Annotated in this window: 18 protein-coding genes; 11 read left to right on the top strand and 7 right to left on the bottom strand. The window is 38.5% G+C overall.

The annotated features are described in order from the left end of the window. The first annotated feature begins 634 nt into the window (after positions 1-634). Positions 635-838 (top strand): NF038215 family lipoprotein, encoded by a 204-nt coding sequence (locus tag B4F08_RS13785; protein WP_087527765.1) that lies wholly within the window; start codon positions 635-637, stop codon positions 836-838. 206 nt (positions 839-1,044) lie between these two features. Here B4F08_RS13785 and B4F08_RS13780 read toward each other — a convergent pair whose 3' ends face one another. Together B4F08_RS13780 and B4F08_RS13775 are read right to left on the bottom strand one after the other, a co-directional pair. After that, on the bottom strand, positions 1,045-1,494 hold the full coding sequence (locus tag B4F08_RS13780; RefSeq protein WP_291374806.1) for a DIP1984 family protein: 450 nt from the start codon (positions 1,492-1,494) through the stop codon (positions 1,045-1,047). Positions 1,495-1,527: 33 nt separating this feature from the next. Then, positions 1,528-3,147, bottom strand: coding sequence for an oleate hydratase (locus tag B4F08_RS13775; RefSeq protein ID WP_086208532.1), 1,620 nt, complete (start codon positions 3,145-3,147; stop codon positions 1,528-1,530). A gap of 440 nt (positions 3,148-3,587) precedes the next feature. Between B4F08_RS13775 and B4F08_RS13770 the strand changes: the two genes are divergently transcribed. After that, positions 3,588-4,211, top strand: a complete 624-nt coding sequence (locus tag B4F08_RS13770) for a LysE family translocator (protein ID WP_086208531.1) — start codon at positions 3,588-3,590, stop codon at positions 4,209-4,211. A gap of 54 nt (positions 4,212-4,265) precedes the next feature. Here the strand turns inward: B4F08_RS13770 and B4F08_RS13765 are convergent, their stop codons facing one another. The 3 genes from B4F08_RS13765 to metG all read right to left on the bottom strand — a co-directional run bounded on the left by B4F08_RS13765 (position 4,266) and on the right by metG (position 8,882). After that, positions 4,266-5,192, bottom strand: coding sequence for an MBL fold metallo-hydrolase (locus B4F08_RS13765; RefSeq protein ID WP_291374807.1), 927 nt, complete (start codon positions 5,190-5,192; stop codon positions 4,266-4,268). Positions 5,193-5,413: 221 nt separating this feature from the next. Continuing rightward, positions 5,414-6,511, bottom strand: coding sequence for a DUF3644 domain-containing protein (locus tag B4F08_RS13760; RefSeq protein WP_291374802.1), 1,098 nt, complete (start codon positions 6,509-6,511; stop codon positions 5,414-5,416). Positions 6,512-6,821: 310 nt separating this feature from the next. Next, positions 6,822-8,882 carry a methionine--tRNA ligase gene (metG, locus tag B4F08_RS13755; RefSeq protein WP_291374800.1) on the bottom strand — a complete coding sequence of 687 codons (2,061 nt, stop codon included), beginning with the start codon at positions 8,880-8,882 and terminating at the stop codon, positions 6,822-6,824. Between the two features lie 148 nt (positions 8,883-9,030). Between metG and B4F08_RS13750 the strand changes: the two genes are divergently transcribed. The 3 genes from B4F08_RS13750 to B4F08_RS13740 all read left to right on the top strand — a co-directional run bounded on the left by B4F08_RS13750 (position 9,031) and on the right by B4F08_RS13740 (position 11,199). Beyond that, on the top strand, positions 9,031-9,735 hold the full coding sequence (locus B4F08_RS13750; RefSeq protein ID WP_178928993.1) for a hypothetical protein: 705 nt from the start codon (positions 9,031-9,033) through the stop codon (positions 9,733-9,735). Positions 9,736-9,787: 52 nt separating this feature from the next. Next, the gene (locus B4F08_RS13745) at positions 9,788-10,585 is read left to right on the top strand and encodes a hypothetical protein (RefSeq protein WP_291374797.1); all 798 of its coding nucleotides are present in this window, start codon (positions 9,788-9,790) and stop codon (positions 10,583-10,585) included. Positions 10,586-10,734: 149 nt separating this feature from the next. Continuing rightward, positions 10,735-11,199: a hypothetical protein gene (locus B4F08_RS13740; protein WP_291374795.1), complete on the top strand. Its 465-nt coding sequence runs from the start codon at positions 10,735-10,737 to the stop codon at positions 11,197-11,199. A 35-nt stretch (positions 11,200-11,234) separates the two neighbouring features. Here B4F08_RS13740 and B4F08_RS13735 read toward each other — a convergent pair whose 3' ends face one another. Further along, positions 11,235-11,564, bottom strand: a complete 330-nt coding sequence (locus B4F08_RS13735; protein WP_151707173.1) for a hypothetical protein — start codon at positions 11,562-11,564, stop codon at positions 11,235-11,237. Positions 11,565-11,877: 313 nt separating this feature from the next. On the opposite strand from B4F08_RS13735, the gene apbC reads away from it, so the two are divergent. Next, positions 11,878-13,155, top strand: coding sequence for an iron-sulfur cluster carrier protein ApbC (gene apbC / locus B4F08_RS13730; RefSeq protein WP_291374794.1), 1,278 nt, complete (start codon positions 11,878-11,880; stop codon positions 13,153-13,155). Between the two features lie 52 nt (positions 13,156-13,207). Here apbC and B4F08_RS13725 read toward each other — a convergent pair whose 3' ends face one another. Then, positions 13,208-13,348, bottom strand: a complete 141-nt coding sequence (locus tag B4F08_RS13725; RefSeq protein ID WP_291374792.1) for a hypothetical protein — start codon at positions 13,346-13,348, stop codon at positions 13,208-13,210. An 833-nt stretch (positions 13,349-14,181) separates the two neighbouring features. Here B4F08_RS13725 and B4F08_RS13720 point away from each other — a divergent pair. The 5 genes from B4F08_RS13720 to B4F08_RS13700 all read left to right on the top strand — a co-directional run bounded on the left by B4F08_RS13720 (position 14,182) and on the right by B4F08_RS13700 (position 20,145). Further along, positions 14,182-14,775, top strand: a complete 594-nt coding sequence (locus B4F08_RS13720; RefSeq protein ID WP_086208523.1) for a LysE family translocator — start codon at positions 14,182-14,184, stop codon at positions 14,773-14,775. Between the two features lie 113 nt (positions 14,776-14,888). After that, positions 14,889-15,458, top strand: a complete 570-nt coding sequence (dcd, locus tag B4F08_RS13715) for a dCTP deaminase (RefSeq protein WP_004694514.1) — start codon at positions 14,889-14,891, stop codon at positions 15,456-15,458. Between the two features lie 239 nt (positions 15,459-15,697). Continuing rightward, the gene (locus tag B4F08_RS13710; RefSeq protein ID WP_291374790.1) at positions 15,698-17,140 is read left to right on the top strand and encodes a hypothetical protein; all 1,443 of its coding nucleotides are present in this window, start codon (positions 15,698-15,700) and stop codon (positions 17,138-17,140) included. A gap of 9 nt (positions 17,141-17,149) precedes the next feature. Beyond that, a complete protein-coding gene (locus tag B4F08_RS13705) occupies positions 17,150-17,833 on the top strand; it encodes a hypothetical protein (RefSeq protein WP_086208521.1) in 684 nt (227 codons plus the stop codon). Positions 17,834-17,859: 26 nt separating this feature from the next. After that, a complete protein-coding gene (locus B4F08_RS13700) occupies positions 17,860-20,145 on the top strand; it encodes a DUF6160 family protein (protein ID WP_291374789.1) in 2,286 nt (761 codons plus the stop codon). Positions 20,146-20,169 lie beyond the last annotated feature (24 nt).

The raw sequence follows: 20,169 nt of genomic DNA, 5'->3' as shown, positions 1-20,169 counted from the left end.
GCATTGATTCCGTGTGTACGAAAAACCTGAACTGCAGCTTCCAGCAATTCCTCACGGTTTTGTGCAGCACGCTGTTGACGACTGGTCATGGTGATTATTTCATTTGATTTGGGAGTGCTATTATTTAACGGACAAAAGTGTCCGTTGTAAATATTTAATCCTGTAAGATTTTGTAAATCAGGTTGTCTTTTTCTAATTTAATCTAATTTCAATAAGAAATAGGCGACTCGGAAACGTCATCTGCAACCTGCATGGTGTAAATAAGATAATGTTTTATTCGCTACATTTGAATAAATCCAAGGAATGAACAGGTTTTGCAGATGACAATGGTTTTGCCTACTTTTGTCGAAACAAAAGTAGGGCGAGCCGCAGGCTGATGAAGAAATTAAATAAAACAAGATAAGACTCCGCCAAGATAGTTTTTTCAATACGTCGGATAAATATTTAAATCGAATTTTGGTTAACTTAAATCATTTATATTATTGTTTTATAAACGAATGATTGATTTTTCTTGAAATAAAAAAATACGCACAGAACCATCATGTAGATAGATAAGAGTTGTAACAAAGTCGATAGGATTGGAAAAATAAAAGTGCTATGCTGAAAGCACAATAATGATAAATGAGGGGATATGATGAAAACCTTATCTACCCTAGTATTGGTTTTATTGCTCACTCAGCTAACCGCGTGTGATGCAAAAAAGGATTTGAATCAGCCTAGAACTGAGGCTCGTACCATGATTATTGGCGGAGTTCCTGTGCATGATCGTGACTATAAACTTCCATCACAAGAAATGGCTTTTAATCAGAAAACGTCTAGACAGGCTGATGCCTACTAAGATGTAAAATAGGGAGGCATATTGTCAGTACATGGTGGTGCAAGGTGCGATGTGCAGTATAAAAGATGCATTGTGCTACGTCAGATTTGTGAAAATATGAAGTAGACGTCTTACTTCCTGCAAACGTTTGTTGAATTAAAGCCTTACAAACGTATAAAAGGCTTTGTACTCGCCCAATATGCCCAAACTGTTGTGGCTCAAATTGGTTAGATTAGTTCGATTTGCCAATTTGAAGCTTGAATCTCTAAGTTATTTTGTCTGAGTTGCTGGCTAATTGCATCAGCTTGTTTTTGCAAGTCTGCAACCGCTATGGTTTTAACCCAGCGAATTTCACTGGAACTATAACGACCATTTTCACGTCGTGAACTGTCGATGGCCTGTTGGATAATACGATGCTGTTGAGTGAGCAAATCACGTGTGTTTAAAACACTGAGCATGGATTGGCCTGTGCTGGTTTTAGCTTGAGCATTGGTCGCATGAATTTTTTCAATCAGATGATGTAACTCTGTATTTACACTAAAGGCCTCACCCATCAGTGCATTGGGGTCTTCACTCAGTTCATCGCCTTCTTGGATCAAAACATTATTGTTGATGCGTTGTTGTAAAGAGGCGAGCTTGGTTTGTAAATCACTACGCAATAAAAGTGATAAGAGCACAGAAGAGTGCTCTTATCGCTATATATTAAAAACTTAGTGGAACACTGTTTCTAAAGCTTTTAAACCCACTTTTGGATCAAGTAGACCATTGTAAATTTCAGGGATTTCACGTTCCACCCCAAAGAACTCATAAATGGCAAGCATCGCCCCACGAACTGAATATTCCACAGTAAAGACCACGTCATCTTCAATTTCCACAAACTGTCCAAGGAAAGCAAAGTTTTGTGAGCCTTGCGGAATCACTTGTGGACGATCCCCCGGTTTACGGCAGGCAAACAGGGCAGAGGCGTATGGCATCATGGCGGTAGTAACATCAGTCGTTGCCAAAACATGATCTAAAATGTCCTCAAAACCGAGTTGTTTAATCAGCTCTGTTAGAATTTCTTGCCCTGTGGCTTCGGACATTGGTTTTTTGATGTAATCGCCTATATGGTCAATTTGGAAACCGTAGCCCCATAAGGTATATAAACCTTCAGGTAAGTCGGCAAAGTGTGGCTGTGCGGGAACTACGATGGATAAATGCCAACCCGACTCGTACCAAGTCATCAGTGCGCCTGTACCCGGTTCATTGCCTGTATAGTCAATAATACGTTTAAGTAGCACGTCATCTTTCATGGTCAGTGTAAATGACTCCCACTTATGTTCATCGACATTGCCATAAAAAGTCATGGGACGGCCAAAGTCTGGGGCTTTTTGTGCCAGAGTTTCCCAAAGCGTCCAGCCATGATCTTCTCGATTACGAATGAGGGCAGGTACGTCATGATTACCACCATAACGCGAGTCTGCGGTAATAGAGCCTAAAGTGAAAATGGCTAAATCATTGGCTTTTAGATTAATTTGCTCTGTGCCTTCAGGCAATTGTACATATAGGCGCGAGGCATGGCGCTCTTGAGTTTCAGCATTGGTAATGAAGTCTGCATCTGTGACATAGTGTCCAAAACGCACATCGACACCTTGTGCGACTAGCCAACGCTGTAAGGGCAGAATCATTGAATCATATTGGTTGTACTTGGTGCGTTTCACACCTGCTAAAGTATGAATACGCGGTAGTTCTTGAATAAAACGTAAGAAATAGCGTCTTAACTCTGCTGCACTGTGCCATTTTTGAAAAGCGAAAGTCGTGCGCCACATGCGCCAGAAATTGGTTTCAAAAAAGGCCTCATCAAAAAACTCATCAATGCGGCGGCTGCCAATTTTTTCTTCTTTTGAAGCCAATAAGCGTAGCATTTGTGCACGATGTAGCGTATTCAGCCCAAGTTTTGCTGCATCCGCAATGACATGTTCGGCATCAATCAAACGTGCATTGGCATGGGTTTTCACTTTTTCATTAAACTCACGACACTCTTCACGCACCGAAATGTCTGGATTTTCTAAGGATGGAATACTGGAAAATAAATCCCATAGGCACAAATAAGTTTCATCGGTCAGCATTCGCCCACCACGTGTCACCCAAGCTTGTGCGGCGTGCGGGGTATGTCCACCGTCCATCGAGCCACCTGAAATATCGAGTTCTTCTAAAATATGGATATTTTTGGCGGGAACTTTGGCATCACGGATTGCAAATGCAGCAGCAGCCATACCTGCGATACCACCACCAATAATCCAAAGATGGGACTGTTGTGCGTCTAATGGGGTGCGCTTCTTATTTTGCATGGTTCACCTTTAATTATGATGTTAAAAATTATGAAGTAAAAAAATTGGTTTAGAAAAACCTTAAAAATAGTATGTCTTTTTATATATGAAAAATGTATGAAATGGGAAGCAATCCACTCATTATATTTTGTAATCAAAAATATGTAGATAATGGTTATTTTTAATACACATTTGTCTTTTTATTAAAATTTAATATGATTTAAATAATTGATGTTATTATTTTTTATGGAGTAATTGCTCTATTGTTGGCATATTTTTTTTGTACGCGAAATGTGTTTTAAAATAGGCTATGTATTGATCATTAAAAGATATAATCGAATGGCGTAGAGCCTATACATTGAAATATAAACGTGAAAAATAATTGATAAAGTGAATATCGTAACAACCTTGTTTAGCGTAAAATCGTTGCTGATCAAATTCTCTCAACTTAGAGGTCACTCTTGGAATCATTATTGATTTTAGGCTCTATTACTTTGGCATTAATGTTAGGTGCTATTAGTCCTGGTCCAACATTTATTTATGTCGCCAAAAATTCAATTGCGATTTCACGTAAACATGGTTTATTTACTGCTTTAGGTACAGGCACAGGCGCTGCATTGTTTGGTTTGCTTGCAGTCATGGGGTTACAAGCAATTTTGTTGGCTGTACCGTCCGCTTATATTGCTTTGAAAGTTTTTGGCGGTTTGTACTTACTTTGGCTGGCGTATAAAATCATTAAACATGCTAAAGAACCGATGGAAGCTGTAAATGGTTCTGTAAAGACGATGAGTTATGTACAGGCTTTTCGGTTGGGGCTGATTACTCAGCTCAGTAATCCTAAAATTGCCATTATTCTTGCCAGTATTTTTACTGCACTTTTACCCAAAGAAATTCCAACTTATTTCTATGTGGTATTGCCGATGCTGTGCTTTTTTATTGATGCAGGTTGGTATTCGCTTGTGGCGGTGGCCTTGTCTGCGGAAAAGCCACGTCGTGTATATTTAAAGTTTAAGAAAGTATTTGATCGTGTTGCTGGGGCTGTGATGACGGGATTGGGTTTAAAACTTATTTTTGGAATGAAGTAACTGTTTGAGCTCAGGTTAACCCTCTCCAAAAATGAGAGGGTTTTTTATACGTCATCAATCCTTAAAATGAACAGGAATCCATTGATAGCTTTTCCCATCTGCTGAATAAATATGCCCAATGCCGGGGAATGGCAAGTGTGGTGCTGCAATGGTTTGCTCGCCTTTCGCATATTCCGCAAATTGCTTTAAGCGTGTTTGTACCGCTTTTTTCGGGTCGATATCATAATCAATTGCCGTTGTAGGTTTATCAAATTGCACGGTATGTGAGTGCACAATGTCACCAATAAAGACCATCGTTTCATCTTTGGTTTTTAACTCATAGCTAAAATGTCCGGGTGTATGCCCCGCGGTATTAATCACTTTAAAGCCCTGAATTTGATCGCCCAATTGATACGTTTTGAAGCGTTGTTTGGCTTGATAGGGTGCAATGGCTTGTTTAATTTTCTCAACTGTACCTAAGTAATTGGCTTGTTTCTCTTTCGGCAATTTAACAGCTTGTTTTGGATCTAACCAATATTTTGCTTCATCATTCGAGACATAAACCGTTGCATTGGGAAAGTTTGCTACTCCATTTTGGCTAATACCACACACATGGTCTGGGTGCAGGTGCGTCAATAAAATGGTATCGACTTGTTCTGATTTATAGCCTGACGCTTTTAAATTGCTTAATACTGAACCCAAATGTGCGCCAAAACAGCTCGCAGCACCGCTATCCACTAAAACCAGCGAATGACCTGTATTCACGAGGAAGGCATTGACAGAGGTTTGTACACCTTTCTCTTGGTCAGCAGCGTATTTCTTTAAAATTTCATGTACTTCTTTTTCTGGAATGTTTTGAAAGAGTTTAGGCGACATGAAGTTAGTGCCATCGAGCAGGGCGGTGATTTGTACATCACCCATTTGGTATTGGTAATAGCCTGAAACTTGTTTTTGTTGTGCTATGGATTTTGTTTGTGCTTCTACAGCTTGAGCTTGGGGCATCGCTATACATGCACTCAGTGCCAGGATAGTCATCGCCATTTTTGTATTTAGCATTTTCATGATTATGTTTAGCTTAGGAGACATGTATTTTTTAGCATATTTTTGAATAAATTTTATCTGATAAAAACAATAACTCATCAAAAGTGGGAGTTTTATCAGTTTGAATAGTGTTAATTAAGATACTTCGTCACCCAATTTTGCTCCTAGTTTAGGTTTAATTATTATTCATAATTTTCTATTTTTAATATTTTCTTTTGTTTAAAAAAGTTTTTCCATTCCTCTCTAGAAAGTTTGTTCTTAGTTATAAGTTCTATCAAAAAAGTTATCCATTCATCTTGATATAAATAGTCATTATGAGGTTCGTCATAATGATAGTAATCAGGGTTTGTTTCAAAAGCATCGCTATCGGGACTAAAATCAGAATAAGGTCTGATTTTAAAGATACAAAGCAATTGTTTATGATCATTATGTGTCAATTTCAAATTGATAGATTTGTTAACCTCTTCTAAAACTTTGCTTGGTTTCAGTTTGCCGATATTAACGCCTTCAAGCTTTACGACTTTATCTTTAATAATTGCTGTGAGGTGATCATATTTTTCTTTATCTTCTTCTGAAATTGAACTCCAGTTCACAAACTCAACTGCTAAATCACTTTTATTGGTATTGGCAATTTTGGGAATTTGGATCAATTTGATACTGTACTCTTGTGATGCAAATACATCATCACGAATATGATCACGATATTTCTGAATAAATTCTATCAAGTCTTTATATTCTGTAGAAAGTAATTGTTTACTAGCTTTTTTTTGCTGAGTTGTTCTCATTCTGGAAAATTGTAAGGAATGAGCTAAACTTTCATTAATCGCATATTCCTCTCCGAATAATTTAATTAATTCATTTTCATAGTTATATAGAAGTGCTTGGCATTCGCCGAAAATTGTCAACCCGATTTCATCTTTATCAATTGTTCGATGTTCAATTTTATTTCTTAATTTTATAAAAAATTCTAAGTTAATTTTTACTGCTTCTGATAATTTTGCATATTCTTTTATGCATGTTTTTAATTCCCATGCTTTTTTATCACCATCAATCAGTTGATACCTTCCATTTTTCTCTTTATGGAAATATGTGTCTCCAATTGTATGGTTAAAGTGAGCTTGGAATAGTCTTGTCCAAGCCATAACCATGTGTGTAATAAAAGTTTCAACTCTAAAAGGTGCTCTAGGTTTATTGTAAATTTCGACTGCTAATAGAGCACAATCGATTGAACTTTCTAATAAGGATTTTGTTTTGCCTTTTCTTAGTAATGGGGTTTTCATTAATTTTCATATCGATAAGTAAATTATCTAGAGATTATCAGTAAATTATTGATATTTAAATAATATGAGCAGTTTTTTATTTATTTTTGTTGTGGAGAAAGTAACGAAACCCCTTTGTTCGTTAGGGGCACGTCCTTGTGCCCCCTAACGAACGGGCGACATCCATGTCGCTAGTCATGTGATGTAATACTGTTATAAATTCTTTAATGAATGCTCCTTTTTCCTCTGGGAAGAGGTTAGGATGAGGGAATAAAAGAAAGCAATAAAAAAGCCCCTACAATGTAGAGGCTTTTCTTTTAAAGATTAAACCTTAAGATACTTTATCACCCGGTTTAGCACCAGATTCAGGTGAAATCACCCAAACACCTTCGCCATTACCTGCTGCAAGCACCATACCGTTTGAAATACCAAAACGCATTTTACGCGGTGCAAGGTTAGCCACCATCACCACCAATTTGCCTTTTAAGTCTTCTGGCTGATAAAACTCACGAATACCGCTAAACACGTTACGCGGTTCAGCTTCACCGACATTTAAAGTCAGTTGAAGCAATTTATCCGAACCTTCTACCGTTGCAGCTTCCAAAACTTCGGCTACACGTAGGTCAACTTTCATAAAGTCTTCAATGCCAATCACTTCTGCCTCGCCGACTTTAGGTTCAACTTTCACAGGTGCAACTTTCTTCTCTTTTTTCTTTTCAACTTTTGGTGCTTCTGCCGCAGCCGCTAAAGAGTCTTTAGAAGCATCGACCATTGCCGCAACCGCTTTAGGGTCTACACGTTGCATCAATGCTTGGAATTGAGCAATTTCATGCGCAACTAAAACTTGCTTACGTGATTCAAAGTTAAAACTTTCAAGTTGTAAGAAAGCTTGCACTTGAGCCGCTAAGGTTGGAAGTACAGGCGCTAAGTAAACGGCAAGTTGGCGGAACAGGTTAATCCCGACCGAACATACATCGTGTACTTGTTGCTCTTCGCCTTCAATTTTTGCTAAAGCCCAAGGTTTTTTCTCATCAATATATTGGTTGGCTTTATCTGCAAGTGCCATGATTTCACGAATCGCAGCAGAGAACTCACGTGCTTCGTATGCTTTCGCAATTGAATCGCCCGCATCAATAAAGCTTTGTACCAATTCAGGCTCTGCACAAGTTGCTGATAATTTATTCTCAAACTTGGTATTGATGAATTTTGCACAACGGCTCGCAATATTCACCACTTTACCAACTAAGTCAGAGTTCACTTTCTGAACGAAATCATCCAAGTTTAAATCAGAGTCTTCAACTTTATCTGACAGTTTAGACGCGAAGTAGTAACGTAAGTACTCAGGGTTTAAGTGTTCTAAATAGGTTTCAGCTTTGATGAATGTCCCGCGAGATTTAGACATCTTCTGACCGTTTACAGTCAAGAAACCATTGACGAACAAACCTGATGGCGTACGGTAGTTTGCACCTTCAAGCATTGCAGGCCAGAACAGTGCATGGAAGTAAACGATGTCTTTACCAATGAAGTGATAGACTTCTTTGTCAGAGTCTTTCTTCCAAAAGTCGTCAAAACTTAAATCAGGACGTTTAGTCTTGATGTAGTTTTCAAAACTCGACATATAACCAATCGGCGCATCGACCCAAACATAGAAATATTTGTTCGGCGCATCTGGAATTTCAAAACCGAAATACGGTGCATCACGTGAAATATCCCAGTCGGATAGACCCGCTTCAAACCATTCATCCAGTTTGTTGGCAATTGAGACAGGTAAGCGACCTTGGTCACGCGTCCATTTTTGTAAATATTCAGAGAAATTCGGCAGTTTAAAGAAGTAATGATCTGAAGATTTCTCTACAGGCGTTGCACCACTCAAAGTCGATTTTGGATTTAAAAGCTCAGTCGCATTGTATGTTGTACCGCAGACTTCACACGCATCGCCATATTGATCTTCCGATTTACATTTCGGGCATGTGCCTTTAATGAAACGGTCAGACAGGAACATGCCTTTTTCAGGATCAAACAGTTGATTGACAGGACGGATGGCAATATTGCCTGCTTCACGGTTCTTAATATAAATCTCGGAAGAGCGTGCTTTGTTTTCATCACTATTGGTCGAATCATAATGATCGAAATGTACACCGAAACCGTCAAAGTCACGAATGTGCTCTTTTTGTACGTTGGCAATTTGATCTTCAGGTGAAATACCATTTGCTTCGGCACGTAGCATGATGGCTGTACCGTGAGCATCATCCGCACATACATAAGTCACATCGTGTCCCATTGCACGCATGGCACGAACCCAAATATCTGCTTGGATATAACCGAGTAAGTGTCCCATATGGATGGGGCCATTGGCGTATGGTAGGGCGTTAGTGACTAAAATATTACGCACGGATATGACTCTCTCATTCGTATTTTATATAAGGTCAACGATTTTACCTTAGATAGCCGCGACTTGTACAAGTGAATCGGTGAAAAGTTTTCAAACTTATAAGATTGTTGGCTACAATCACGAGAGTTTAATCTTTTGAATAGTCCTTATGCGTATACAAGAAATAAAACAATATAGAAATAATCGAGTAGAAAGAGGGGCAGAACCCATAAAAAATTTCTGTAATGTATGTATAGAATGCTCTACCGCCAGTGAGCAATTATTAGAAAGTAATTATGAAAACGAATTTAGTCATTTAATAGAAAGATCAATTGTCATATCGTTTATAAGTGCAGTAGAGGTCTACTATAAGGATATAGTGGATACAATTTTTAGACTTTGCCATTCTGAATTTATCAAAGAGCCATTGAAGCACATTCATCAAAATAAATATGATATTAATGAATTGGTTGATATGCATGTGAATATGATTCATCCATGTGAACTTGTAACAAATGGTTTGTCTTTTCAAAATATTGAAAGTATAGAGAGAGTTTTTTCTAAATTTTTAAAAAAAGGTTTTTGGAGTTCTTTAAATGGTATGCAATTTAGATTCAAAAATATGCCTGAAAAAATAGCCATTTACGAAGATAAGTACCTCCAATCTCTGAAATTTTTATTTAATTTACGACATGAGCTTGTACATGACGCAGCTAAGCGAAAGTTTATAGATTCTAATTTGATTGAACATATTGATAATGCAAGTTTTTGTATTATGTTTTCTAATATAGTTTTACTAAATATGATTAATGAAAATATAGATCCTGAATTAGAGCTTGATAAATTAAAAAACAATAAATTAAATAGTCTATGATTTCAAAAGTTTTCTTTTTTAACCTCTTAAGAATATTAAAGAGTATCAATTTATGATTGACGATGATTTTGATTTCGAACCCGTGACCCGAATTCCGCAAAATCCACAAGCGACTAAATTACTGGGCAATCAACTTTTACAACAAGCTGAACACTACCTTGCTTCAATGGGCAGTCGACCACATGCACAATTGGTCGAGTCACTCCGTCAGCTCGAGTCTGAAGATTCATACTTTGCAATCATGGCCGATCAACTTGAGTATGAAAGTGATGAACCAATCGCCAATGACGTGCTCAATCTGTTGTTTTTCTGGCAAATGGCCAATCAAAAAGAAGCGGATATGACTGAGTTTCAATTGCCTGATTTAATCCAAACGGGCTATTTCCAAGCGACTTTGCTTGAAGCTTATGATGCAATGGAGTTGGGGGCATTCCAAGCCCAACGTCGCAGCGTGATTGAAGAAACTTTAAAACTGTATCAACAGCAGTGTTATGCCGGTTGTATTACGGTTCTTTATGGTCAAATTGAAGGGATTTTGACGGATGCCCTAGTTGAGCATGGTTATTTACAGCAAAATCAAACCAAGTTTGTCGATGTCTATAAAATCGTGCCGGGCTTGAAAGGCCATGAAGTCAAAAGCCTGTGGCATAAAGTCAAAATTGCCAGTGAAATCAATCCGTATTTCTTGAGCCTTGAAGCATTGAAAATGGATGCGAGTTCTAGTGTCACGGCCAGCCGTCATAATATGGTACACGGTGCGGACGTGACCCATTTCACTCAAGCACGCAGTTTCATTTTGTTTATTTGGCTGTTTGCAGTCATCAGTTTTATCAGTACTTTAAAGCGTTAGTTTGTTCCGTATAAAAGTATAGGATGGATCTAAAATTGATGCATCCTGTACATCTATTGTTTCTAAATGATGCAAATGACGTCAGCACTTAAAAAGCAAGGTATAACTCTGAGTTAAGCAAAATTTTAAATACGATAGAGGGCTGTGACATGACGAATGATAATAAACTCGATGATTTAAAAACCAAAGCGACTGAACTGAGTGAAGACTTAAAGTTAAAAGCTGAAGCGGCAAAACTTGAAGGTGAGAAAGTGGTGGAAGATGTTAAGCATCAGGCCACTGAAGCCAAGCTTGATGCTGAAAAGCAACTGACTGACTTAAAAGAGAATGTAGAAGAAAGTAAAGCTGAAGCTAATGCAGCCTTTGAGCAAAAGTTGGAGTCTGCACAAGCCAAAGCTGAGCATGCGAAACAAGTCGCGCAGGAGAAATTGGATCATTTTAAAGTTGAAGCAGGACATAAACTGGATGAGGCTAAACTTAAAGCTACAGAGTTAAAGCATGAGGCTGAAATTAAATTGGAAGAGTTTAAGGTGCAAGCCACTGAAAAGTTTGACGAATTGAAAAAGAAAGCCACAGAAACACTGCAAAAGTTTAAAAAAGACGACCAAGCTTAATGTTATCTAGCTAGCCGACTGTTATAACCTAAATGTTACTGCACAGACTGTGTATATGATGCAGGGTCTGTGTCTAAATTAAACCATGTAATACTTTGAATTTGGTTATTCACGGTACGAATGGTATAGCGAAAGTTTTGTATTTCATAGATATATACTGTTTCCATAGGGCTGTCGGGAGCAGTGCTTAGCGGTTTAGATACCATTGAAGTCGGTGACAAGTTGATTTTTTTCTGCATGTCCTGAACTTGGTCACCTATGGTCACGGTTTGACCCGTAGGAGTCCTAAACGAGTTGGTTGATGTATCGGCAAAACTTAGGCCTGACAGCAAATAAGCGCAAATAAAAGCGATCCCCCATTTCATTGTTTTTCTCCATATAGCTTCATTATAGACCCACAGAATATAGGTATTTTGCTATGCAAAAACATCACCTTAAATGGTGAGATGAGTCAAAAATTACAATTCTTTACGTTCAAGTTTGAAACAATTCACTGATTTCACTTTGAATGTTCTAGAGCTAAATATTAGCGTTTGACAAGATTACTAATAAAAAACCAACTGATTTGGTAGGAATATCGGTTTTCATTGCATATTCTATGAAGACTTAACTTAACCTCTCTAAGTTTTGTGGTTAAACTATAGCACTCAGCTGTGAACTCGAATTTGGAGCAAATATATGTCGTGGCTTTCTTCTCTTAAATCTGTTTTTTCTCCTGCGCAGGAGGTAAAGGAAGAAGAAATCCAAACAGTGCTGCAAAATTATATCTTGCCCAATTCAAACAATGCTTTAAAAGACCGCATTACTCAAGTGAATGTGCAAGGCAATATCCTGCAAATTACCCTGAATACTTTTCCTGCTGAAGCAGATGATTTACAGCAGATCCATGATGATTTGGCAGTTGCACTTGAAGCGTGTGGTATCAAAGAATTAAATATGCATGTGATTCAGCAAAAAACTGGGCATAAAGAAAAATCTGGTGGCTGCGGACATCAACACGCTGAAGGTGAGAGCTGTTCAAGCCAATCAAAACAGGCAGCGCCGAAAAGCAATTTACCGCCAGTGATTGATGCCTCAGGTTCAACAAACAAAGCCGCTGCACCATCGGTTGAAGCTGATCCAAACAATCCACCGATTCAAAAAGCAGCGCCACAACAGCGTGATGTGCCTAAGCATCCACGTATTCAAAATGTGATTTTGGTATCCTCAGGCAAGGGTGGCGTAGGTAAATCGACCACCACGGTAAACCTTGCACTTGCTTTGCAAAAGCTCGGCTTAAAAGTGGGGGTCTTAGATGCTGATATTTATGGTCCGAGTATTCCGACCATGTTGGGCAATGCGGGTAAAACGCCGATGATTGAAGCGGAAAACTTTGTACCCTTAGATGCCTATGGTTTAGCAGTGTTATCAATTGGGCATTTAACGGGTGATCATAATACTCCTGTGGCTTGGCGTGGGCCAAAAGCGACAGGGGCATTGATGCAACTGTTCAATCAAACCTTATGGCCTGACTTAGATGTCTTAATGATTGATATGCCACCGGGTACAGGCGATATTCAGTTGACCCTTGCGCAGCGTATTCCTGTGACAGGTGCAGTGATTGTGACTACACCTCAAAATGTGGCACTTATGGATGCCACTAAAGGCATTGAATTATTCAATCGTGTACACATTCCAGTCATGGGTGTAGTGGAAAATATGTCGACCCATATTTGCTCAAATTGTGGATTTGAAGAGCAAATTTTTGGTACGGGTGGCGGTGATAAACTGTCTGAGCAATATGCTATTCCGCTTTTGGGACGTTTGCCTTTAAATGTACAAATCCGTGAAAATGCAGATGCAGGGAAGCCTTCGGTTCTAGTTGAAGACAGTGCAGCAGACAGCTATATGCAAATTGCTGAAAAAATTGTAGCAGCATTGCCGAAAGCTGAAAAAGACCAAACCCGTATTTTTTAAATTAAGCCTCAATAAAAAAAGCCCAACCTGATGAGTTGGGCTTTTTTGCTTTTTAGGGTAGTGAATAGGGCTGATTTTGTTTTTTGGCTTGCAAAATATTAATGCTGATCGCAATCACCACCATCAAAATCCCAATAATATCAGTCACAGTTTCAGGGATAATCATACATAAAGCACCTGCACCTAAGAACATCTGCTAAAACCAGTTCAAACCAATTTTAAAGTAACCTTCAGCTGTAGCCCCAGCGCCAAAATACCGACTACAGAGGTAAAGACGATACTCACAATGGTGGTCCATACAGGGAATATAAACTCATGTGTCTGGACGTGTCGCCTCCAGAGTTTTATGTGCCCACTGTAAGGTATTTTCCTTTTAAACCGTCAAGGTTTTATGCCTGAGGTTTTGATGTCAAAATTTGCCCATAGTTTGGATATAAAGTATAAGTTTTATTATAAATTTCAAACAACAAGTTGATATTAATTACATTACATGGAGCAGATGCACCACCTGTCCCGATGTTGACTAATTTGTTTTGTAATTTGCTCGAAGCTTGTGCACTGGTTTCTGTTGTAGTGGAACGTACTGGAATGGTTTTATTGTTTTTGAACGTGTTTCGAGACTTATAAGGACAGTCGAGAATAGCATGAGCTGAGTTTGTCTTTTATACAATTTCCTCGTTTTATTATCTTCAACGCCATTCACTTGGCTCTTTTATCCTTGACTTCACGTGATCAGATTGATGAATAAAAATACGCATTATTTAAAAAGTAATTGATTAAAAATCATTTGAATAGTTTTTTTTCATTAGTCATGTCCATTTGATTTATAAAACCATTGATTCAAAATAAGAATAAAATCTATGACTTCATATTTATGAAAGCTAGATTTGGTACAGGTTTTAGGCTTGATTTGTGCTAATTGTTGAATAAAAATTAAAAAAAGTGTTATCTCGGTTTACTAAATTCGATTGCTTTCATTGAGGGGACTTATTAATCTTATAAGAATACATCTGTGGGTCTGTGAATATGATCACTTGGTTTTTTATTGGTTTAGTCATAACCATTCTTTTGACCCCAGGACCGACCAATACCTTACTTGCTTCATCTGGCATTCAAGTGGGTATCCGTAAGTCATTGCGGCTTATTCCTGCAGAAGCTTTTGGCTATCTCATCTCAATCACAGCATGGGGTTTTCTCATTGGAAAAGTGTCTACACACTTACCATTGTTACCCACTATTTTAAAGCTGTTTAGTGCGAGCTATATTATCTATTTGGCCATCAAATTATGGCGTACAGCCGATGTCGAGGTTAGCTTTAATCAGCCAACCATTCGTGCACGAGAGCTTTTTTGCGCAACTTTGCTTAACCCGAAAGCCTTATTATTTGCTTCAGCCATTTTTCCAACCATTGCTTGGACAAATATGGATTATTATTTGTCGCACATGTCGATTTTTTTGATTTTGATTATTCCGATTGCCTTTTTTTGGACATTTATTGGCTCAATTTTAGCAACCAATAAAATTCGTTGGCTGAACCAATGCAACTTGCAAAAAACTGCGTCGATTGTATTGATGACCTTTTCAATTCCATTGGGATATTCTGCGATTTTAAGCCTCTAATTTGAAGATTAAAGACAGAAACTTTGCGAACATAGATGTGCTTATTTTCATTGAAAGCGATTTCAGTTAAAGTACAACGCAATTATTGAAATTAAGATTTTTGGAAAGAATAAATGGCTATTAAGTCTGATCGTTGGATTCGCGAAATGAGCGAAAAACACGGCATGATCGAACCGTATGCAGAAAACCAAGTTCGTTTAGATGAAAATGGTCAAAAACTCATTTCTTATGGCGTATCAAGCTATGGTTATGATGTTCGTTGTGCACGTGAATTTAAAGTTTTTACCAATGTTCACTCGGCAATTGTAGATCCAAAAAACTTTGATGATAAAAGTTTTATCGACATTGAAGCTGATGTTTGTATTATTCCACCGAACTCATTTGCTTTAGCACGTACCGTTGAGTATTTCCGTATTCCACGCAATGTGTTGACCGTGTGTTTGGGTAAATCAACCTATGCACGTTGCGGTATTATCGTAAACGTGACACCGCTTGAGCCTGAGTGGGAAGGTCATGTTACTTTAGAGTTCTCGAACACGACGAATCTACCTGCACGTATATACGCGGGTGAGGGTGTTGCACAGATGTTGTTCTTCGAATCTGACGAAGTGTGTGAAACGTCGTATAAAGACCGTGGTGGTAAGTACCAAGGGCAAACAGGTGTGACTTTGCCGAAGACCTAAGTTTTTGATATATAAGAAAGCGGATCATTGATCCGCTTTTTTTATGTCAATTCATTCATCGGAAAATAAATATTATCGGACAGTTGGTTTTGCATTTAGTGTGAGTTTCAGCATAATAAATTAAGAATTTAAGGTGCTTTGGTTGACGCAAATAAAAATTATAGTGCGCAAAGTAGAATGCCAAGCAAAGGATGCAGTACATAAAAGATGCGGAGCATCAAATAATAAGGATGGTCGAGATGACGAATCGTATTTATTCTACAGGGCTTAAAAAATCCTGTTTAGCTAGTCTTGTCGGACTTATGTTGACGCAGTCTACTTTTGCGCTTGAGTCACTCTCAGATGAACATCTAGCGGATACTACAGGTGAGGGCATTGCATTACTTCCTGAAAATTTTAAAATGGTCTTTCAGGGACCTAATGATATGTCGACAGCCTCGAGTTACAATCGAGGCGTTGCTAATCCACAACAGTATGATACAGGCTTTATTCGGATTATTCCGATCGGTGAAAATTATTCTAAGTATACAAATGCCGATGATCTGACCACGAAGCGAACCAAGGCTGATATTTTCATTTATGGTTTAGCTCTTTCAAAATCTGATAATAATGCCAACAGCCGTTTTAGCAATCAGGGCTTCACATGGGGAAGTGACGTTAACCCTTGGTTATTTCGTGCAGGAACTGCTACGGGTATTAAACAATTTCAACAGTCAAATGCAAGTGCTGATGTGAGTTTTCTGGGGCTAGAGGCCCCTTTGGCGACAGTTTTGGCCAGTGAAACAGATAACAATATTAAATTAGGCTTATGGTTAGATGCCTTTTCTCGGAGTTGGAATTCTCAAAATAAAGTCGATCCGATTACTGGTGCGCCAACGACAACAAATGCGGCAGCAGATCCTGATTTGAGGGTAGACCAACGCATTCGTTTGCAAGCGGTTGCCAATGGGTTAAGTCTAAATGGTTCACAAATACGTTTATTTCAGACACAAGCATCTGCCTTAGATCAACAAAACAAGACTTTTGGGATGGCGAGCTTACTTCGGATTAATACGAATGATGATCCATCAGGGCTGGTTTATGCAAATACCGATGCGAATAAATCGTTGTTAAACTCCAAAGCATTTCGAATCAGCACAGCTACAATCAATGATAGTACTGCTGTTACTCCTGCTTTAGATCGTTCACTGGCTCCTATCTTTGATGCGAGTGAGGGGCTTTATTTATACAGTCCTAACATTAATTTGGTTTTGGGGAATATGTACCAACCTTTTGTTGTTGGTTCTGAAGGGCGAAATATTATTCTTGAAGTTACCCGTATACCCAAAGTTCCAGAGATATATAAACAGATTTATACCTATTATCCAGATGTGGAAGGTGGAACCAGTACTGAATATAAAGGCTCAACTTGTAATGTAGCGTATTGTGGTTCAAATATCGTACAAACAGGTGCAGGCTCTACAGCTGTCAATTATCAAGGGAATAATGCAACACACAGCAGTATTTCAATCGGTAGCGTGACACGTGATCCAACCAGCAACACCTTAAAAGCCAATACAGCGACCAATTCTACAGGTGTGGTATTTCGTGGAACAGGAACAGCAACACCTGTGAACTTGGGTTCTGTTGCTATTGATGGTGTGTTGATTCAGCATTTTAAAATTAAGACTACAGGTTTGTAGGGGACTGACATGATTAAAAAAATATGTATAGCCATGTTGATCTCTAGTCCGATGTTATCTCAAGCTGGCTTGGTTGACCTGGATAATACTGAATTGGTGGGTGTTACTGGTCAGGGAGGGGCGGATTTAAGCTTAACACTCTCGATTAACCACCAATATGCCAATGACATGAGTCTTAATTCTATCTCTAAGACTAATGGAGTTGATGCGAATGGGCGAGCAATTGTGACGGAAGCATATTATCAAATGCGAGCAAACCAAGACTGTGCTTTATTAGAACTCTGCCGTATAGCGATTTCCCCAAATAATCATAAAGAAAATGGGCAGCAAAAGTGGCTGGTATTTAAGCAATTTCAAGGAACAATGCAAATTGATAAATTTTCACTGGAAGGGACTACACTTCTGAATAGAGATGGAAAGCCACAAACTGCGATGCTACTCAAGTTTTTTGATGATAAACCGTTAAAAATCCGTAATTTGGGCTTTGCTAGTCTTTCAGTTGAAAGTGGTGATCAGGGCTATTTTAATACCGCAACCTACAATGGCTATGGCACGACCAAATCAGTACCCAACTTCGACAAAGGTCAAGAGCAAGGGTTTATGGGGCTCAATGTACATGGGAATTTGCACCTAGATGGGAATCTAAAAATCTTTAGCTATAACTGTTCAGGTACTGCGAGTAGTCGCTGCTAGTCATAAAGTTTCAAAAGGATATTGAAATGCATAAAATAATAAAATTAAACCTTCTGACACTATGCATTTGCGCGGCGAATCAAAGCTATGCATTACAGGCTTTAAATGACCAAACTTTAAGTGATGTGACTGGTCAAGATGGCATTTCTATTACGCACGAAGCATCAAAAATTCAGATTAAGCAACTAAATTGGGTTGACCCAGCAGAAGTTGGCCAGATGCCCGTCAAAACAGGCTTACACAATATAGAGATTAAAGCTGCTAATGATTATAACAATATTCAATCTAAACTTGATTTCGATGTTGGAACTACACAATTAGCCAATGGTACACAAGGTGTGGGCATACAGCTTTCTGCCAGTGTATCGCCATTTACCGCAACTGCTGCTCAAATTATGTTGGTATGTTCGCCGAATTGTGCAACAGGTGAAACCGATCAAAATTTAGGAAGCTTGAAGTTATCAACCATTTCACCTTTTGAAGTGTATTTAACCACGACAAATGGCTTATTCAACCGTGATTCGAAAGCACATTTAGATTTTAAATTACAAAATGCCAGTATCAGTTATGGGCAGGGTGATCAAAATTTAACTTTGAAAGATTTGAACTTTAATTTATCGGCAGATGGCTATTTATATATTGATGACGCTGAAGGTATTGTACTCACATCCAAAGGGAGTCTTGGTGATAATCTTATTGTACTTGGGCGTGTTGAAGATAAGACCGATGTACATGGGAGTCGCAGTGGTACTGCAACAAACCCTGGTTTAAATGTTGATATGCGCTACGGTTCAGAAAACTCAACTCAACGAAATTTAATTCGAATCGGAGCATCGGGGGCATTAACGAATGGCAAGATTGCGTTCAATGCAGATCAGACTGGGATTGCTAAGTTTAATACGGTCAATCGGATTAATGGCAATGTTCAAGAAAGTGAGACTACAGCATCTACGGGTTATGCTTTTAAAAATGCGGGTGGTGTGCATTTAAACGTTGCAGCCGATTTTACGCGTACGGGAAATAGTTTACTTGGAGCTGTAGCACCAACCACATTTGAATTGGGACATACGGGAACTGGTAGTTATGCTATTGAGTTTTCAAACTTAGCGCCACTCAATGTACGTACATCTACTGATCCTAACTCAGCTTTAACGAGTCAAAATGCTTATATTGATTTTGGTCAGATTTATATTAATAACATTCGTTCTAATGCTATGGGCTTTGTGATTAATGATCAAATCAAGAATATCTTGGGCGCACAAAATTATGAGCTGACATACAATCCTTCACCGACAGCGAATGCATCAAACATGGCATTTATTGCCGTGCGTGGGATGGATTTTCAAGCGATTGCCCGTAAAGCACGGTTTATTTCAGATAATTCAATCGCGGTGAATAACACTAATGAGGGAACATGGGGCTTAGGCATTCCAATTTATAACTTGAATGCTAATGCTGCTTTTTTTGCAAAGAAATATACCAATACTGCTGGAACTGTTAAGGACGGCTTAGGATACGACATTGCGGTATCGACAGACGGTTATGGGGAAGATAGTCAGGGTAATCCGAAAACAACGTCTATTATTGTGATTGATGGTGCCATGAGTCAGCATGGCGAAGAAGTGAACTACTATGCAGGCTTAAGAAATATTGATTCATATTTTAAAGCCAATGGTGTTATTGGTTTTAATGAGAATGAGATCTATATCAAAGCAGATAATTTATTATTTGCTGCCAGTGCAGAAATAGCAATCGGTCAACTCCCTGGGTCCTTATATAACTGTCCAGCAGGTGTAAGCACTTGTGCTAAAGAAGTTGTTCCGATTAATAATTTTTCTCGAAAAGAAGATGTACTGACGTCTATTGCATTTATGTTGGATGGTAAAGGTGAGCTTTTCATTATTCCGGGGCTTGAGGCGATAGGTGGAACTCCTCAGACCAATTATTTGTCATTTAAATCAAATTTTGAATTTAATACTTTAAGTAGCTTAGATCAGAGTAATGAAAGTAAGAAAGGGAGTTTTATTAGTTTAAGCAATACGGACAGTAATGGGACAACCTCTAAAACCTCTAGTATTAACTTGAATAAAATGCAAGGTCACTTAGGTTTTAATGGAAAAATTCACATGCAAAAGGATTCAGTTGTCATCGACAACCAAGTGCAATTTAACCATAAGGCATTAGTGGGTGGACAAGGGGCTGCTTTTAGAGCAGAAGTTGCACTGTCTCCAACAGGAACAATGCAGAAAGTTGCAGATATTGCCATTACGGGTGGAGCTATGCGTAGCACATTGGGTATTACTCCTCGATAAAAAGAAAGACAAGGAATAAGTAAG

The sequence above is a fragment of the Acinetobacter sp. UBA6720 genome, assembly GCF_002454215.1.
Taxonomy (GTDB): Bacteria; Pseudomonadota; Gammaproteobacteria; order Pseudomonadales; family Moraxellaceae; genus Acinetobacter.
Note: the sequence above shows the minus strand (reverse complement) of the source record. Positions and strands in the feature narration are given on the sequence as shown.

Coding starts and splice junctions, on each gene's coding strand:
- B4F08_RS13745 (WP_291374797.1), top strand. CDS start 9,788: ATGATTGACGATGATTTTGATTTCGAACCCGTGACCCGAATTCCGCAA.
- B4F08_RS13765 (WP_291374807.1), bottom strand. CDS start 5,192: ATGCCCCAAGCTCAAGCTGTAGAAGCACAAACAAAATCCATAGCACAA.
- apbC (WP_291374794.1), top strand. CDS start 11,878: ATGTCGTGGCTTTCTTCTCTTAAATCTGTTTTTTCTCCTGCGCAGGAG.
- B4F08_RS13775 (WP_086208532.1), bottom strand. CDS start 3,147: ATGCAAAATAAGAAGCGCACCCCATTAGACGCACAACAGTCCCATCTT.
- B4F08_RS13735 (WP_151707173.1), bottom strand. CDS start 11,564: ATGAAATGGGGGATCGCTTTTATTTGCGCTTATTTGCTGTCAGGCCTA.
- B4F08_RS13740 (WP_291374795.1), top strand. CDS start 10,735: ATGACGAATGATAATAAACTCGATGATTTAAAAACCAAAGCGACTGAA.
- B4F08_RS13710 (WP_291374790.1), top strand. CDS start 15,698: ATGACGAATCGTATTTATTCTACAGGGCTTAAAAAATCCTGTTTAGCT.
- dcd (WP_004694514.1), top strand. CDS start 14,889: ATGGCTATTAAGTCTGATCGTTGGATTCGCGAAATGAGCGAAAAACAC.
- B4F08_RS13705 (WP_086208521.1), top strand. CDS start 17,150: ATGATTAAAAAAATATGTATAGCCATGTTGATCTCTAGTCCGATGTTA.
- B4F08_RS13725 (WP_291374792.1), bottom strand. CDS start 13,348: ATGTTCTTAGGTGCAGGTGCTTTATGTATGATTATCCCTGAAACTGTG.
- B4F08_RS13700 (WP_291374789.1), top strand. CDS start 17,860: ATGCATAAAATAATAAAATTAAACCTTCTGACACTATGCATTTGCGCG.
- B4F08_RS13750 (WP_178928993.1), top strand. CDS start 9,031: ATGCGTATACAAGAAATAAAACAATATAGAAATAATCGAGTAGAAAGA.
- B4F08_RS13720 (WP_086208523.1), top strand. CDS start 14,182: ATGATCACTTGGTTTTTTATTGGTTTAGTCATAACCATTCTTTTGACC.
- B4F08_RS13785 (WP_087527765.1), top strand. CDS start 635: ATGAAAACCTTATCTACCCTAGTATTGGTTTTATTGCTCACTCAGCTA.
- B4F08_RS13760 (WP_291374802.1), bottom strand. CDS start 6,511: ATGAAAACCCCATTACTAAGAAAAGGCAAAACAAAATCCTTATTAGAA.